This is a genomic window from Streptomyces sp. NBC_01244, from assembly GCF_035987325.1.
In the GTDB taxonomy this organism is placed as follows: Bacteria; Actinomycetota; Actinomycetes; order Streptomycetales; family Streptomycetaceae; genus Streptomyces.
In genome coordinates, this window is sequence record NZ_CP108488.1 from 18,155 (window position 1) to 34,205 (window position 16,051).

Annotated in this window: 13 protein-coding genes and 3 pseudogenes; 8 read left to right on the forward strand and 8 right to left on the reverse strand. The window is 66.7% G+C overall.

Annotation, left to right across the window (positions count from 1 at the left end; all coding sequences use genetic code 11):
• Positions 1-6: 6 nt before the first annotated feature.
• Both OG247_RS00075 and OG247_RS00080 read left to right on the forward strand, forming a co-directional pair.
• Positions 7-603 (forward strand): DUF6000 family protein, encoded by a 597-nt coding sequence (locus OG247_RS00075; protein WP_442813562.1) that lies wholly within the window; start codon positions 7-9, stop codon positions 601-603.
• 10 nt (positions 604-613) lie between these two features.
• Positions 614-889, forward strand: coding sequence for a hypothetical protein (locus OG247_RS00080; protein ID WP_327250198.1), 276 nt, complete (start codon positions 614-616; stop codon positions 887-889).
• Positions 890-917: 28 nt separating this feature from the next.
• On the opposite strand, the gene OG247_RS00085 is transcribed toward OG247_RS00080, so the two are convergent.
• On the reverse strand, positions 918-2,843 hold the full coding sequence (locus tag OG247_RS00085) for a site-specific integrase (RefSeq protein ID WP_327250199.1): 1,926 nt from the start codon (positions 2,841-2,843) through the stop codon (positions 918-920).
• Positions 2,844-2,931: 88 nt separating this feature from the next.
• Positions 2,932-3,750, reverse strand: a complete 819-nt coding sequence (locus OG247_RS00090; protein ID WP_327250200.1) for a tyrosine-type recombinase/integrase — start codon at positions 3,748-3,750, stop codon at positions 2,932-2,934.
• A 1,064-nt stretch (positions 3,751-4,814) separates the two neighbouring features.
• Here OG247_RS00090 and OG247_RS00095 point away from each other — a divergent pair.
• Positions 4,815-5,147 carry a Uma2 family endonuclease gene (locus OG247_RS00095; protein WP_327250201.1) on the forward strand — a complete coding sequence of 111 codons (333 nt, stop codon included), beginning with the start codon at positions 4,815-4,817 and terminating at the stop codon, positions 5,145-5,147.
• Between the two features lie 78 nt (positions 5,148-5,225).
• On the opposite strand, the gene OG247_RS00100 is transcribed toward OG247_RS00095, so the two are convergent.
• From OG247_RS00100 to OG247_RS00110, 3 genes and pseudogenes are all read right to left on the reverse strand, one after another.
• On the reverse strand, positions 5,226-6,239 hold the full coding sequence (locus tag OG247_RS00100; protein WP_327250202.1) for a L,D-transpeptidase: 1,014 nt from the start codon (positions 6,237-6,239) through the stop codon (positions 5,226-5,228).
• Between the two features lie 538 nt (positions 6,240-6,777).
• A complete protein-coding gene (locus tag OG247_RS00105) occupies positions 6,778-7,251 on the reverse strand; it encodes a hypothetical protein (protein ID WP_327250203.1) in 474 nt (157 codons plus the stop codon).
• 250 nt (positions 7,252-7,501) lie between these two features.
• Positions 7,502-8,676: pseudogene (locus tag OG247_RS00110) on the reverse strand (IS701 family transposase).
• A 335-nt stretch (positions 8,677-9,011) separates the two neighbouring features.
• On the opposite strand from OG247_RS00110, the gene OG247_RS00115 reads away from it, so the two are divergent.
• The gene (locus OG247_RS00115) at positions 9,012-9,347 is read left to right on the forward strand and encodes a hypothetical protein (protein WP_327250204.1); all 336 of its coding nucleotides are present in this window, start codon (positions 9,012-9,014) and stop codon (positions 9,345-9,347) included.
• A 440-nt stretch (positions 9,348-9,787) separates the two neighbouring features.
• Positions 9,788-10,031 (forward strand): annotated as a pseudogene (locus OG247_RS00120) (phosphotransferase); the annotation flags it as partial.
• Between the two features lie 95 nt (positions 10,032-10,126).
• Here OG247_RS00120 and OG247_RS44685 read toward each other — a convergent pair.
• A pseudogene (locus tag OG247_RS44685) lies at positions 10,127-10,270 on the reverse strand (IS1380 family transposase); the annotation flags it as partial.
• Positions 10,271-10,516: 246 nt separating this feature from the next.
• On the opposite strand from OG247_RS44685, the gene OG247_RS00125 reads away from it, so the two are divergent.
• The 3 genes from OG247_RS00125 (at position 10,517) to OG247_RS00135 (ending at position 13,548) form a co-directional block, all read left to right on the forward strand.
• Positions 10,517-11,683 (forward strand): acyltransferase family protein, encoded by a 1,167-nt coding sequence (locus tag OG247_RS00125; protein WP_327250205.1) that lies wholly within the window; start codon positions 10,517-10,519, stop codon positions 11,681-11,683.
• Positions 11,684-12,122: 439 nt separating this feature from the next.
• Positions 12,123-12,866 (forward strand): hypothetical protein, encoded by a 744-nt coding sequence (locus OG247_RS00130; RefSeq protein WP_327250206.1) that lies wholly within the window; start codon positions 12,123-12,125, stop codon positions 12,864-12,866.
• A gap of 142 nt (positions 12,867-13,008) precedes the next feature.
• Positions 13,009-13,548, forward strand: a complete 540-nt coding sequence (locus OG247_RS00135) for a 2'-5' RNA ligase family protein (RefSeq protein ID WP_327250207.1) — start codon at positions 13,009-13,011, stop codon at positions 13,546-13,548.
• A gap of 61 nt (positions 13,549-13,609) precedes the next feature.
• Here OG247_RS00135 and istB read toward each other — a convergent pair whose 3' ends face one another.
• Positions 13,610-14,404 (reverse strand): IS21-like element helper ATPase IstB, encoded by a 795-nt coding sequence (gene istB / locus OG247_RS00140; RefSeq protein WP_327250208.1) that lies wholly within the window; start codon positions 14,402-14,404, stop codon positions 13,610-13,612.
• Complete coding sequence (gene istA / locus OG247_RS00145; protein ID WP_327257289.1) at positions 14,401-16,032, reverse strand: IS21 family transposase; 1,632 nt, start codon at positions 16,030-16,032, stop codon at positions 14,401-14,403. Before istA ends, istB begins: the two co-directional genes overlap by 4 nt.
• Positions 16,033-16,051 lie beyond the last annotated feature (19 nt).

The following is a 16,051-nucleotide window of genomic DNA, read 5'->3' on the forward strand; positions in this document are numbered from 1 at the left end:
CGGTACATGCGGTTGGGCGCAAGCTCACTGCGGTTGAGCGGACCTGAGCGCGACCTGTTCGTGAGGGAGCTGGTCCAGGCTGCCGGGGAGATCACTCCCACGGAACTCGGCATCCTTTTGGAGGGCGGGTGGCGAGAGCGCACGACGGCCTCCTGGCTGGTTGCCGTGTCCGGGAGGACCGATTTCCGGAGCCACATCGGCGAACTACTCCTGGCCAGCGGAGGCCCCTACCAAGGGTCTCTCTGCATCGCTCTCGCCACCTTCGGCACCAGCGCGGACGCCGATCTGCTCTGCGCCTACCTTGATCGCTACCTGCCCGAACCCGGCCTCATCTGGGACCAGACCGCGGTATTCAGCACACTGCTCCACCTCGACGCCGTCCTGGGGACCGAGCGAGCAGCCCCCTACCTCGCCCCTGGGGGACTATGGCAGCAGTGGACCGTCACCACGACGAACACGGTGCGGGATCCGCAGGAGTACCAGCAGGTCGTGGGCCAGCTCTGTTCCTTCGCAGGCGATGCGCTGAACTCTTTGCCAGAACGGAAACCAGGAGCTGAGCCCCGACCTGGCACTGGACGCAGAGTGCTTCGAGCTCCTCGGTAGAGTCTGGGCGATGACAGGAAACCAGGGCCGCTGGCCCAAGATCGACCAGGATGGTGGCATCGAGGACGTGACACTCCTCATCCTGGAATGGCTGGGTGCGCAGGGCGTGAACGCCATGATCAGAGTGGACGCCGAGAGGGCGGCCGAGAACGCGCCGGCGTGGACGTTTGCCGCCAGTGGGGGTCCTTTGGAGCATGGCATGCGTGCTGACGGGAGGACCGTGCAGCAGTGCATGTCCACAGCCCTGTCCCAGCTACGCCAGGCCGGGCTGTCAGTTCCGGTTTGATCTTCGTCTTCGCTCGCCCCTGATTCGATCATGACGTTGGTCTCGGAGTCCCAGCGGTTTCTCCTGACCGGCTGAAGCCAGGCATTCCGAGCTGGACCGTAGCCGACTTCCTCTCGGCCAGTGCGTAGATCTGGGCGAGCTTGTCTTCGGCGCCGGCCAAGCTGACGCGGAGACCTTCGATCTCGCCGAGCCAGCCCTCGTGTTCGGCCTCGGCGAGCCAGCCCTCGTGTTCGGCCTCGGCGATGCGGGCGACGAGGTTGTCGCGGATCTCCTCCAGCCGACCGCGCTGGGCCGGGTCCGGCCGGAGGAGCGAGCAACGAATGCAAGCGTGTTCATGAACACAAGGGCTTGAAAAGGCGCGAGCGCAGGTCCCGATGGAGACCTTGCGTTTCTCGAAGTGCGCGAGGAAGGCGTCCCATTCCTCTTCGGTGGGGGTTCGATACTCATCGCTGGGGCGAGTGGCCCTGCGGCGGGCGATGAAGCCCCGGTGGGCTTCGATGGCTTCGGTGGGGTAGGTGGCCTCGTAGCCCATGGTGGTGGTGATGCTCTTGTGGCCGCAGATCACCTGGGCGATATGCGGGGGCAAGCCGGAGAGAATGGCGTCAGTGACGAAGATCCTTCGGAAGTCGTGCGGCCGGTAGGCAAGCGGGTCCCCGACCGAGTCCGTGAGACCGGAGGCGGCCAAGGTTTCTCCGAGGGCCTTGCGGATGGTCGCCGCGGAGACCGGGCGGTTCTGTCCGGCGCTGGACCATTGGAAGAGCAGAGGCATAGGCGGGTTCCACACACGTTCACCCAGGTCGTAGGCGGAGACGAGCGGGACCGCACCGTGTTTTCCACGGACGCGCGTAACCATCGTGGAAAGGACGTCGGCAAGTTCGGGACTCACCAGTAGTAGTCGTTCCTCATCGGTCTTGGAGGGGGCGATCTGCAGCAGAGGTACGACTTCGCCGGTGGTGGGCAGGACGTACTGGACGAGGCTGTGGTGGCTGATCTCCAACATCTCTTCGATGCGGGCTCCGGTATGCCGGAAAAACTCGATCGCGGCCCATATCCAGAACGCCCGGTTCTCGTCGGGGACCAGGTAGCGGCGCCTGCCCCTTTCGTCCAGGGCCAGGGTCGGCTCAAGGGTCGAAGCGCTGTGCTTGGGCTTGGGCTTGGTAAAGGTTTCGCCCAGGACAGTGAACCGGCCACCGAGCGGAGCCTCACGAAACGCTGCCAGCCTTTCCTGAGCCTGCTTCAGGCGCAGCTCAGCCGTGCGAAGCACGGTGGGCAGTGCGGGCATTCTCTCGCGAGTGCGTTGGTCGGTGCGCGCTTTTACTCGTTGGGAGTGCTTACGGAAGACGACGTCGGAGTCCTTGACCGGGCAGGGCGCGACCCACGGGCCCCAGCGGCCCGGCTCATCTGCCGCCCAGGTGGCAAGGTCGAGGTAGAAGGCCCGCACGGTGGCCAGCAGGGTGCTGGGGTTGACGCGGGGCACGATGCTCTCCACCAGATGGCCGTCGGGCGTGCGGCGGCGGATGGTCTTGCTGCGCATGCGCTCCTTCCAGGCCGCGGCCACGTCCGGAGTCAAGCGCAGGGAGTCGATACCCGGATGATGCTGTTCCAGATCGGCCCAGAATCGGGCCACCAGCGAGCGGGACAGGTCCTCGAAGGTGTTGTAGTCGAGCGCCGGGCGACGCTCGTTGAGGTAGTCGACGAACAGATCGCGCACCGGTCCACACCGCACGTGGTAGCGGTCCACGAGCTCCTCGGCGCTGGCCTCGCCCGCATGGACCGTCACTGACCGCAGCGTTGAGGGCGCGTTCGCGGGGAAACCGCCGAGATCGTTGAGCAGCGTGTAGAACAAGGTCCGCGACGTGGGCGCTTGCCGTAGAACGCTGACCTCGAGGTGCCGGAGCTGGAGGCAGTCGCCGACGGTGATGTCCCGCACTCCGCCGCCCTTGCCCAGGACCATCAGGGCGATCTGGTACGCGGCCTTGCTCCACAGCCGAGTGCCCCACAGCGGGCCGGCCGCTTCCTTCAGCGCGGCGAAGCCCGCAGGATCACGCAGCTCGCTGACGGCCTCGGTCAGAACATTCGACTGGCGGGCACCCGGCGGCGGGCGGGGCCGGCGGCCGAAGACGCAGCTCGGCCTGCCGCGCGTGATGGGCCCGCACCTCTTGGAGGATCTCCTCCAGGCCGGCCGCGAGATAGATTTCCGTCGTAGAGAGGTGGGCATGGCCCAGGACCCATTGCACGTGGGTGAGCGGCAGCTGTGGGTCCCTCGCCATCCGGTATGAGGCGGTGTGCCGAAGGTCGTGCAAGGTCCAGTTCGCCCCCAACAGTGCATTGGCCCGCAGCAGCATGGCCCGCGCCGCGTGGTAGGTCAGCGGACGCCACGGTCGGCGCAGCGTCCACCACAGGGGCAGGTGCGGTTTCTGGGGAACTCCCACCTCCCATGCCTGTTGTTGGTACAGCCTCAGCCACACGAACACGTCCGGTGCTGCGGGCAGGTCCTGGCGCTCCCGTGAGCCTTTGCGGACCACGCCGATTAGCTGTTGCCCCGGGTCGGCATCACGCTGGCGCGCGGTCAGGAGCTCCTCGGCCCGGGCACCAGTCGACACCCACGCCGCCAGCAGTGCTCGGTCGCGTTGGTACTTCAGGGAGGCGAACAGCGCGTCGAAGAGGGCGTCTGGGATCCGGCGCGGAATCCGTCGGGGCACGCGAGGCCGGTAGCGGCCTTGGCGCTCTCCTTTGAACGGCTCCATCGGGTTGTGGTGGGCATGCGCCCGGCCGCTGCGTCGCGAACGGTCCAACGGGAACGGGTTGAGGAGCGGTCCGGTGCCCTCCTCGCGGTGGAACTCGTAGAAGGTGCGCAGCACCGTCTCACAGTGTGCTCGTGTCGAGGCCGCGTACTTCCGGCTCGGCGCGGATTTCCCTGTCACAGGATTCGGCGTCCCAGGCAAGGGTTTCACCATCGGCTCAGTCCGTGCTGAGGCTTCACCGGCCGTCTCCTTTGCGCGATGACGCCAGTGCGTGCGGACCGGCTTGTCCGCGATCTGCATCCACCGGGCGAAGTCCCGGGCCTCCGTTCGGGTCGCCCGCTCCCACCCCACGTCGAGTGCGGATCGCGCACCGGCCGGTGAGGAAGCCGTTCCAGGTGGAGGTTGTGTCGCCGCCGAGCGGGGTGATCATGCCGATGCCGGTCACCAGCACCCGCCGCCCGGGACGGGAGCCAGTGGGCGGGGCTGTGTCGAGGTTGTCGGTCACGTGAGGGGTCCTGTCGGAGGGTACGGGTCGGGGACCGTGCGCCCGGACCGCCCCACGCCTGCCACCACGCGGAAACCACACGTCCCTCCATGGTGCCCCTCCTGACCAGCCAGGACCGCTGGCCTTTCGGCTCCGGCCCGCCTGTCTTACGGCCCGCTCTGATCAGGTCTCGTCGCCCGTATCGTGAAAAATATGAGCGCTGTCTCCTTCGAGATGCCCGAGCTGATACCTGGACCGATCGTCTGCCCGCCGGGGACTACGCCTACGATGCCGAACTGACCCATCGCAGCGACGTGGACACCCTCATCGCCCACCTGGAACAGGCCGCAACCGTGCTCAGGTAGTGGCGCGCGACCCTGCCTGTGTAGCTCCCGGGCCTTCCGTTCGTAGTCCACACAGGCGGTAGGCGATGAGGAGGTGAAGGGGATATGAGCGTTGCCAGCCTTGCCCAGCACCACGGGCCCTGGACCGTTGACGCAGTCCTTGCCCTGGCCGAAGACCGTTCGGTCCGCTATGAACTCGTGGGTGAGTCGCTCGTGATGTCCCCAGCCCCCGGCCTGCGTCACCAGCGGGCCAGCTACCGCCTTCACGTCGCCCTCGACGCCGCGGCCCAGGCCGCCGGCGCCCCGGTGGAGGTCTTGGAGGCGATCAACGTGATCTGCCGTCCGGGCTGGTCGTGCCGGAAATCGTCGTCGCGGACGCGGGCGCCACCGCCGAGGACGGCGTCAGCATCGACGCCGAAGCCGTCCAGCTGATCGTCGAGCTCGTCTCCCCCGGCAACAAGACCATGGACCGCAAGTTCAAGCCCATGCTCTACGCCGAGGCCGGCATTCAGCACTACTGGCGCCTCGAGTTTGACCCCGCCCCGCGCCTGATCGTCAGCGAGCTCGCCGACGGCCGGTACACCGAGAAGACGATCGCTCTGCCCGGTGCGACCACTCGCGTCGAGGCCCCGTTCGTCTTCGAGATCGACCCGGCCGGACTGACCGAGCCCAAGCGGCGCATCTGAGGCCGAAGCGGACGGGGCCGCGAGGGCGAAGCGCTGGGCCGGTGCCGGATGGAAGCGGGGCGTGGCCGGGGCGGGGGGTCAGGCGGCCTTGCTCAGCTTCTTCCAGTCGTCGTAGCCGATGCTCCAGTCGGCGTATCCGTTGCCGGGGCCGTCTGCGTTCTTGATGGCTTCCCGGCCCTTGATCGTGATCAGGTCGCCGAGGATGGTGTTGTCGAAGAGCCACTTCGAGTCGGCCGGGGTCATGCCGATGCAGCCGGCGCTGTGGTTGGTGTTGCCGACGTACTTCTGCGCCTCGGGAACCCCTTCGTGGAGGTACGCGCCGGTGTCGGTCACCCGCATGCCCCAGTTGACCACCACGTCGTAGTCCACCGGCCCGCCCACGGACGCGGAGGTCATGTGCACCTTGGGTTCCCGGGTCTTGAGGGCGTAGGTGCCCAGTCGGGACTGGCGGCCCTTGACGGGCTGCCCGCCGGACATGGGGATGGACTTCACCACCTTGCCGTCGCGCTCGACGACGAGCCGGTGGGTGTCGAGGTCGGCGGTCAGCTGCTGGTCTCGGCAGATCTTGAACGTGCGGTCCAGGTCTCGGTCGAAGTGCGCGCCGCCGGGGTCGACCGTGGTGAGCGTGCCCTTGACCGTGACGTCCGTACCGGGCTTCCAGGGCTCCTTGGGACGCCAGTCCAGGCGGTCGTGGCCCGAGGGCGTGGTCACCCAGCCCCAGAAACCCTCGGTCGGGGTCGACGCGGTGACCGTCAACGCCTTCTCCACCGCGGCCTTGTCCTCGACCGGCTTCTTGAACTGCAAGGACACCGGTTGACCGGTGCCCACGGTCTTCCCTGCCCCCGGGACCAGGTCGAAGTCCAGTACGGCTCCGGTGGTCACCTTCTGCGGTACGGCCGCCTCCGACGCCGCGGCGTGCACACCCGCCACGTCGGCGGACCCCTTCGAGTCGTCCGCCCGACCCATGTCCCCGCCGGAGCCGCAGGCCGTGAGGAGCAACAGCCCGGCGACGGCGGCGAACAGCGGGACCGCGGGGCGACCGCGGCTCGGGGCGGAAGCGGCCGGGGTTTCCTGGGGGCGAACACGCATCATGGGGGGGGACGGCTCTTCTCTGGAAAGGGCTGGCTGGTACAGCTGTGAGGACGGCCGCCCGCAGACGGCCGGTTCTTATCTGCTGATGACCGTTGTGTGACAAACCGCAGGGCCGCCTCGTCGCGCATCGTCCGGGCCGGAATCCGGGTCCCCGCTCATGGCTTGGGCAGGCGGGTCACGTCGATGACGGGGGTGACTGGTCATCGCCTGGAACGCACACTTCTCGGCGACCGGTGATCAGCTCCCCACGAGCCCACGCACCATCCGCTTCCCGGAGCTGGACCCCACCTGGAACTTTGATTTCGATGACCGCGACGAGATGACGCGCCGGCTGCCCCGCTTGGCAGCTCTCTATCTGGAGTAGGCGGAAGGTCGCAGTCACAAGAGTTGCTCGTACGTCGTCTGACGGAAATGCCCCACATGGCGGCCGGTTCGGCCGCCTCGTGGGGCATTTCCGTCGAGCGGACGGGTCAGCCGGTGACCGGCCCCCGTGCGCCGCTCGTCGCGGTGCCGGCCAGGTGGCCGGTCCGGTGGGCCGTCACCTTCGCGGTGATCCGCTTGCCGCGCTGCGCGCTGGTCGGGGTGAAGGTGGTTCGGGTGGCGCCGGTGATGGCCTTCCCGTCCGCGTACCACTGGTAGTCGTACGAGGTCGGGTCCAGGTTCCGCGGCTGAGGGTCAGCACACTGCCGACCTTGGCCGTTCCCGTGATGGACGGTGCCTTCGTGGCCTTGGGTGCGGCTCCCTTGACGAGTACGCCGGTGCTGGTGGCCTTCACCGTCGGGTGTCCGGCCTTGCGGGCGGTCACCACCACGGTGAGCTGCTTGCCCTGGAGCGTGGAGGGCAGGGTGTACGACGCGGCTGTGGCCCCGGCGATGGTCTTCCCGTCGGGCTGCCACTGGTAGGTGTGGGAGTCGGCGGCCGGGGACCAGGAGCCGGTCGTCGCCGTGACCTTGCCACCGACGGCCGCGGTGCCCTTGATGGTGGGGGCGGCTGTCGAACGGATCGGTGCCACGACGGTGACGGTGCCCTTGACCCACTCGTCGCCGCGCGCAGTCACTCTCACGGACAGCGGGCCGAGCGGGGCCTCCGTGAGGTCTAGTACTGCAACGGTCTTTGTCCTGAGGGTTTGTTGGCTTCTGGTGGTGTGTGGCCGCGTTGTTTGTAGTGGCTGAGGCGGGCTTGGAACTGGCGTCGGCGGCGCCAGTGTGACCAGTGCAGGACGTGGCTGATGGAGGCAGGGCGGCGGTGGGTGAGACGGGTAATCAGGCGCCGGATTTCGGGGAGGGTGAGGGGGATGAGCTGGGAGGATCCGTTTCTGCTTTCCCGGTCTCCAACTCTCGCGCCCGCAGGACGGTGAGGCAGGCGTGGGCAGCCATGGCCAGGGTGATGTGGCGGTGCCAGCCGGGGTAGCGGCGGACCTGGTAATCGTCCAGGCCGCACTCTTGCTTGGCGGTCTGGAAACATTCTTCGACCGCCCAGCGGCTGCCGGCGACGCGGATCAGTTCGTCGAGTGTGGTGTCGGCTGGGCAGTAGGCGATGTAGTAGGAGATCTCCTGGGGCCGGCTGACACTGCGGCGGCGTGCCGTCGGTCCTCGCGGTGCCAGGGACGGACCTCGACCCTCGCCCAGTCGTAGACGCGTGGGCCGTGGGCTCCGTTGCCGCAGGAACGGCGTTTCCATTTCTGCCGGGGCAGTCCGGGAAACAGGTCGTGGACCGGGTGGTCCATGGCCCATCGGGTGACGACGGTGTCGTGACGGGTGGTGGCCATGACGTGGAAGACATCGGCCCGCTCGAGCTCGGTCCGCCAGCCCTTGGAGAAGCCGTAGGCGGCGTCCGCGGTTACCCAACGGAACGGGATCTTCTCCGTGATCGCCCGGCGGTCCATCGCCTGGGCGATGACCACTTTCGTCTCGAAGGCGACCGTGTCCTCGATGCCCGCGGCCCGGCACCGTTCCCGGTCATCGGTCCATGACGTGGGCAGATACAGGCGGCGGTCGATCAGCGTGCGGCCTCCTTCGCCGGCATAGGCGAGGAAGACTCCGACCTGGCAGTTCTCCGTCCGGCCCGCTGTTCCCGAGTATTGGCGCTGGACCCCGGCCGATCGGACGCCCTTCTTCAGGAAGCCGGTGTCGTCCACGATCAGGACCGCCTCCGGGTCACCGAGATGCTCGACGACGTAGTCGCGGACGTCGTCGAGGACTTCATCAGCGTCCCAGTCACACCGGTTCAGCAGCCGGTGCATGCGGTCGGGAGCCGCGTGACCGGCCTCCTCCGCGAGCGTCCAGCCGTTCTTCCGTTCCAGCGGGGCTATCAGGCCCCGCATATACGCCAGTGCCGACTCACGCGGCTCCGACCGGACAAACCGGTGCACGAACCGCTCATGCACTTCACCCAGACCCACCGCCCACGACCTCACATCACCAAGTGCCCCACCCATAACCAGACCAACGACCATCCTGGCCACCAAATAGCGGCCGGGTTTGGTATCAGGCGAGAGTATTCGGCTCGCAGGACCAGAAAGTCAGGACGAGTCGGACTTTTTCACGGCTGGGTCGGCCCCGTGAGCGGACGGCCTAAGGTCCACCGCCCCCGCCTCTGGCCATCCCGTTCAGCCGTTCAGCCCCGTTTAAATAGCGGGAATGACGTCAAGGATGCTTCCTGAGCGCATTGAGTCAACCAATGGCGATCGATGTGATGCAGCTCATCACTCCATCCCGCTTCAGACGTGCTGTCTGTTGTAATCGAAGTCATGACCTAAGGAGGAGATCATTCATGGCGATCACTGGTTATTACTGGGCTCTAGTTGGTACTCCGGGTGGTTCGGGAGGGTCGTCGGGGTCCGTTTCTTGGCATTTCCCGCAGCCCCTGAGTATCACAGCCCAGGCCGCTGTCGGTAGCATGGGGGGAACGGACACGTGGGGTGAGGTTGGCTTTTCCGCCTATGTCCAAGGGGGCATTTACAAGACGATTGGCGGTGCGGGCTATGGGAGTTGGGAAGGCATGTTCTTCGGCGACAACATTACTCAACTCAACATCTCCGCGCGATCCTATGATGGATGGGTAGACGGCAGCGCAATGGGCTATATCTGGAATACCCCGGTCGGCTGAGACTCAAAGGAATTGACGGGGGCCCGCACAAGCAGCGAAGCATTGACATACGTCGGAAACTTCTGGGGACAGGCGTCCCCTTCGGGCCGGTATGCAGGTGGTGTATGAGAAACGGCCCAGACTCCTACGGGAGGCAGCAGTGGGGAAACAATGGGCGAAAGCCTGAATTATCGGTCCACCGTGGTAACTCGGGAGCAAGAGCATGATGCAAGAAACCGGGCGTCACGTCGCACTGGTGCGAGATGACGCTGGAAACGTCGTTCATACACATCAGGCCATCTATCTCGCAGGCGCGGAGCCGCTGACCGAGGAGAAGTTGCTTGCCGAAGCCGTCGCGGCGGCGGAAAGGGCACACACGCACACCGAGAGACTCGTCGCCGCGCTCTCCTCGCCGGAAGAGCTAGCACGCATCCGGGATGAAACAGCGCGACGCGAATACAATCGACTTCGGCGGGCTCGGCACCGGTGACCCGGCCTGCGACCTGGTGATCGCCTTCACCCTGATGACGGCCGACAGCCGAGCCGCCTTCCGCGATGCCCTCGGCGTGGACGATGCCACCTGGATGCGGGGGCGGGGCTGGGCTCTGGCCACCGGTCTGAACGCCTTCACCGCCTACGCCGCCGTCAACCCCCGGTTCGCCGCGCAGACCCACCCGGCCGATCACCCAGGCCCTCATCGGCTAATCTCGATCTTTCGTGACGGTCCGTCGGTTCTTCCGGTGGGCCGTTTCGACTGCTCGGGCTGGTGGCAGCCTGGCTGACGGCCCGGCTGTCGCGTCGGGTGGGCGCCCAGTTGATATCGCCTGATCCAGACCGGACTTACGAACCGTCTCCACCAGCAGCACGACCCCGGCCTGCGAGACCACCCCGCGACCGCCTTCCTCAGTGCGGATACGCGGGTACGACCCGATACGCTTCTTCACCTGGAAAGTGCCTCCGACAGGGGCCGGAACAAGGGCGTAGACAGTCCTCATTCTCGCTGGTCAGAGGCACTTTCTGCTGCCCTGATCATCAGCTGGACAGCCCACTTCGTGAAAGCGCGAGGCTAAACACCCCGTACGCCCTAGTTTGCGAAGATGGCGCCCATAGGAACCTCCCTCGTATACGGAATCGCTACTCTCCAATCCGCAACCTTTCCCAAGATGGAATTGCCGGGCTATGGTCCTCGAATGCCTTCCGCTGCACATGAGATACGTAAGGCCTCCTCCGCCCGTGACGGAGGAGGCGGGGCCCCCAACCTGGGGCGGCCCGACACTGTTTCGGCTACCACGACGACTGGGCCGAAGCCCTCCGCGGAGCCGGTCCCCCTGTCCACCCGTCGGGACCCGTACTTCGACAACGCCAAGTACCTGGCCATCCTGCTTGTGGCGCTGGGCCACGTCTTGCCCCTCGTGATCGAGGGTAGCCGGGCCACCCGGGCCCTCTACATGTTCGTCTACCTCTTCCACATGCCGGCCTTCATACTGATATCCGGCTATCTCTCGCGCAGTTACACCGGGCGACCGGACCAGTTGCGAAGGCTCCTGACGGGGGTGGCGCTGCCCTACGTGGTCTTCGAGGTCGCATACACGCTCTTCGCGAGGTACGGGGGCAACTTCTCCGGGAAACCCATCAGCCTGCTCCAGCCCTTCTACCTGATGTGGTTCCTGCTCGCGCTCTTCATCTGGCGGCTGACCGCTCCCCTGTGGCGCACCCTGCGCTGGCCGCTGGCGGTCTCCCTGGTCATCGCCGCACTCACGATGATCACCCCCGATATCGGCCCGACCCTCGACCTCATACGGGTCCTGCAGTTCCTGCCGTTCTTCGTGCTGGGCCTGTGCATGAAGCTGGAGCACTTCCAGGTTCTGCGCCGCCGCGGACCCAGAGCATTCGCCGTGCTCGTGTTCGCCGCCGCGATCCCCCTCACCTACTGGGTGACGCTCGACATCCCGCTGAACTGGTTGTACCGGTCGAGGAGCGTTCAGGAGCTCGGGATGGGTTGGTGGCCCGGGCTGATGCGGGAGGGTTTGCTGTTCTGCTGCACGCTCGTACTGGTCGCCGCCTTCCTTGCCCTGGTCCCCGGCCGCCGTTACTGGTTCACCGTGCTCGGCGCCGGAACCATATGCGGGTACGTGCTGCACGGGTTCCTGATCCGCGGAGCCCAATACGCCGGTCTCCTCGAGCACTACCCGGTGCTGAACACACCCACCGGCAGAGTGGCCGTGACCGTGACCATGCTCGTGGTCATGACTCTCCTGTGCACACCGCCTGTGCGCCGGGCGATGAAGTTTGTCACGGAACCCGAAATGAAGTGGGCGTTCCGCCGGGAGATGACAGAGCCCAGGACCCACCCCTGACACACGTTTGCCAGCCCCCGCATACGGCGAGACTCCAGCCGCGGGACCGACCCCGGACGTGAGCCCGACCCAGGGCGGACCAAACCGACCGGCATGCGCCGGACAGACAGGACTCGCTTGATTTAGCCCTCAACCCGCTGAGGAGCCGGTCGGTTCGGCCCCACCCACCCGGTGATTGCCACCGCATGTGTCACAGCGGCGATCGGCGCTGCTAAGATCCGCGAGAATTCGAAGTTCCCCGCACAGTCCTCCTCGTCGTTGCGTCTGCTCGCATTTCGCGCAGCAGCGCGTCCAGGAGGGCACGTGCCGCACAGCAACTCAACCCGCAAGGTCCTGGCCGGGACGGTGGCTCTGGCCATGGCCACCATTGCCGGCCCCCTCGCGCTGCCCGCGGTCGCGGATCCTGGCACTGGGACGGCTCGCCCCGGACACCGAGCCCTTGGCAACCAGCGCTGCTGCGCTGCCGCCGGGTTCGGAACTGGTCATGGCCGGCGTGACGGGCTTCCTTTCGTCGACTCCCGGCTACGACTTGCTGTGGACCCGGTACGCCGACGGTTCGGTCACCAACCTGGGCCGTGGCTATTCGCAGGTGCAGATGGACGAGTCCTACGGGTCGGTCTCCGACGTGGTGGCCCTGGAACGGGGTGACCTCGGAAACGCCGACTACCGGGTGGAACTGCATGACATGACCACTGGAGCGGTTTCCACCATGGTGCTGGGCAAGTACCGCCATCTGGTGGGTGTCGTAGGTTCGACAGCGGTGACCAACCCCTATGTAGGGGGGCGAGGCATCGACTCCACCAAGCTGCACCTGCACAACATCGTGGATGGTGTGCTGACCGACCGGAGGGTCACCGGACTTCCCACTGACACGCGAACGGACGTAGCGTCCACCGCCCCCGGGAAGCTGGTGCTGGACTACAACCGTCCGACAGGCGCACAAACCGACTGGTACTACGCGGTGGTCAACCTCGCCTCCGGCGTCGCATCACCCTCAAACCTCGCCCCCACGACGTGGGCCGGCGCAGCTCTGTCCCCGAACTACCTCGCCACTTTGCAAGGCTCGAGCCGGCCGGCCACCTCACAGTTGCGCGTGAAGAACCGTGGCACCGGCAAGGTGACGCATGGCTTCGTTCACTTCAACCGACAGCGTTTGTTCGTGGGTTCCGGCGGCGTTCAGTGATCATCAGCACTCTGGATGTTCACGGGAAATAGCGGCAGCGGCACCGTCGTGGGCGTCCCGCTCGTAGACCTGCTTCGCAGATCGATCGTTCCGCGGAAAAGGAGCCGTGCTGTCTGCGGCAGAGGTGACACCATGCGGTGTCATGGCAGATGACAGCACCAGTACGTTTCAGGCGGGCCAGACGGGGCTCATCGTCCGGATCCCGGAGGCAGAGCCGGCCGTCCGCGGGTGGCGTGAACGGCTCGACCCCTCAGCCCAGGCCGGGGTTCCAGCCCACATCACCGTGCTCTTCCCGTTCCTCGACGAGAGCCGAATAGACGCGCTCGTCTACTCCGCTCTCGCGGAGGTGTTGGGCAGCCACCAGGCCTTCGACCTGCGGTTCGAGAGATGCGGGCGGCTCCCGGAAGTGCTCTATCTCGTCCCTGAGCCTGACACACAGCTGCGGCAGCTCACGGAGGCGATCGCTGATCGCTGGCCTGAGGCTCCTCCGTATGGCGGCCGGTTTGCCGAGATCGTGCCCCACCTGACCATCGCTCAAGGACAGGAAGACGCCGTCCTGGAGGAGATCGAGGCCGACCTCACCGGCAGGCTCCCGTTCACGTCTCACGTCTCGTCGGTTGAACTCATGGTGCACGACGGCGTGAAGTGGCAAGAACGGGTGTCGTTCGCACTCGGAGAATGAAGCTGGTCATGAGGCTTGGCTGGCCCGCTGCCCTCGGGCAGTGGACCAGCGTGGGGGCCAGTCAGCTGGCGTTAGCGTGCTCGGCGCGGGCTCGGGTGCTGGCGAGTCGGTAGGAGTCGGTGCCGGTCTCGATGATGGTTACGTTGAAGGTGAGGCGGTCGACGATGGCCGCGCAGAGGCGGGGGTCGGTGAACGTCTTGGTCCAGCCGCCGAAAGACTCGTTCGAGGCGATGGCCACGCTGTTCTTCTCCTCCCGTTCCGTCAGAACCTGGAAGAGGAGTTCGGCGCCGCGGCGGTCGAGTTCCATGTAGCCGAGCTCATCGATGCACAAAAGATCGACGCGGCCGTAGCGGGCGATCGTCTTGGTCAGCTGCTTCTCGTCGGCGGCCTCGACGAGCTCGTTGACCAGCTTCGTAGCCAGCACGTACTTGACCCGGTAGCCGGCCATCGCGGCCTCGGTGCCGAGCGCGATGAGCATGTGGGACTTGCCGGTGCCGGAGTCGCCGATGAGGCAGAGCGGCTGGCTCTTCTTGATCCATTCGCAGCTGGCGAGGGTGTGGATGGCGGCTGCGTCGATGTTGGGGTTCGCGTCGAAGTCGAAGGTCCGCAGGGACTTGTCCCGGGGGAAGCCGGCCGCCTTGATTCGTCGTTCCGACCGGCGACGGGCCCGGTCGTCGCACTCGGCCATCAGCAGTTCGGCGAGGAAGCCGCGGTAGGTCATCTGGTCCTTCATCGCGCGGTCGGCGATGTCGGAGAACTCGTTCCTGATCGACGGAAGCCGCAGTAGGCGGCAGGCGGTGTCGATGGCCGTGGTGGCGGCCTGCTCGGTCAGTCCTCGCTGGCGGGGCAGGGTCACTGTGCTTCTCCCTCGCGGTGTTCACCGCCGCTGGTGCGACGGCGTCGGAGCAGTTGGTCGTAGTGGGTCACCGAGGGCAGCGGCCTGGTGTCGGGGGGAAGGTGCGCGAGCCGCCACTCGTGCAGGAACGTCACCGTCGCCTCGCCGGCGGCTCGGGCCGACGACGCGAGTCCAGTCGGCTCGTCCTCGGCCTGGGCGGCCTTGCGGGCCTCCAGCGCGACCGCGTCCGCGGTCAGTGCCCCGGCCCGCAGGGCGGTGGCCAGCCCGGCGACGAGGTGCTCGTGAGAGACGTGCCGGCCCAGTAGCAGCACCTCGATCAGTGCCCTCGTGCCGGCTGTGTCTCCGTGGGCCTTGACCGCCGCGGCCCACCAAGCGTCATGGACCGGGGTGAACTTGCCTGCGGAGCGGGCTTGTTCGAGCGCGGTGGCGCCGGGGAAGGCACCGGGTTTGCGGATCAGGGCTTCGAGGTAGTGGTCCAGATCCAGGCGGCAGCCGCCCTTGGCGATCAGCCGCTCGTGCCGGGCCACTTCCACGTTCCGGTCGTAAACCACCAGGTGGGAGGCGTGCAGGACTACCCGGACCCGCTTCCCGATCAGGCGGACCGGTACCGAGTAGCGGTTCGTGCGGACCGCGATCTGGCTGTAGCGGTCGACCCTCGGGGTGAAGAGCCGGCCCGTCTCGAACGGCTCCTCCGGCAGCGGCATCAGCAGCGGCCGCTCGACCTGGAAGTACTCGTCGATCGTCCGGGGCCGCGAACCGATCCGGCGCCGTCCGTCGTGCAGGTCCCACTGATCGACCAGCTCGTTCAGCTCGGCCAGCGAGTCGACCTCGGGCACCGGGGCGAAGTGGTTGCGGCGGAAGTAGCCGATCTGGCCCTCCACTCCGCCCTTCTCGTGGGCGCCCTCGATGCCCGGGCGGCAGTAGAAGCTCTCGATTGCGAAGTGCGACCTGAACGCGATCCACCGGTCGGCTTCCACCCTGGCCCGGCTCAGCCCCAGCACCCGGGCGACGGCGGCCTTGAGGTTGTCGTAGCGGACCTTGTTCCGTGGGACGCCTCCCAGCGTCTGTAGCGCGTGAACGTGCCCTTCGAAGAAGGCCTCCTGGCCGCAGGACGCGAAGACGCGGTGGACGGCCTTGCCCGAGTAGGACAGGCGAAAGGAGAACAAGTAGCAGGTCACAAGCTCGCCGGCGAGCCGGATGGTCACGTCGCCGAAGTCGACCTCGGCTTCCATACCGGGCTGGTGGGTCTGCGGAATGAACGCTTCGACCGGAGCCTTCCCCGACTCGACGAGGATCTGCGGCTTCCGGTCGGAGACGTAGCGCCGGACCATCTGGTAGGAGACATCCGCGTCGTGCTCCTCGACCAGGCGGTGGAAGATCCGCGTGGTCGTGTGCCGCTGCTTGCGCGGCGCGTCCAGATCCGCCTGGAGCATCCCGTCGATCACCGGCTTGTAAGGATCCAGGGCCGTCGGCCGCGGCGGCAGCTGCTTCCTGGGCTCCGGCCAGACCGAGTCCACGGCCTTGCGAACCGTCCGCCACGACACGTTGTACTTACGCTCGATCTCCCGGATCTTCATGCCGCCACGGTGGTCGCGCCGGATCGCCGCGTACAGCTCGACCTTCGACATCTGCGGCATGACCACGACC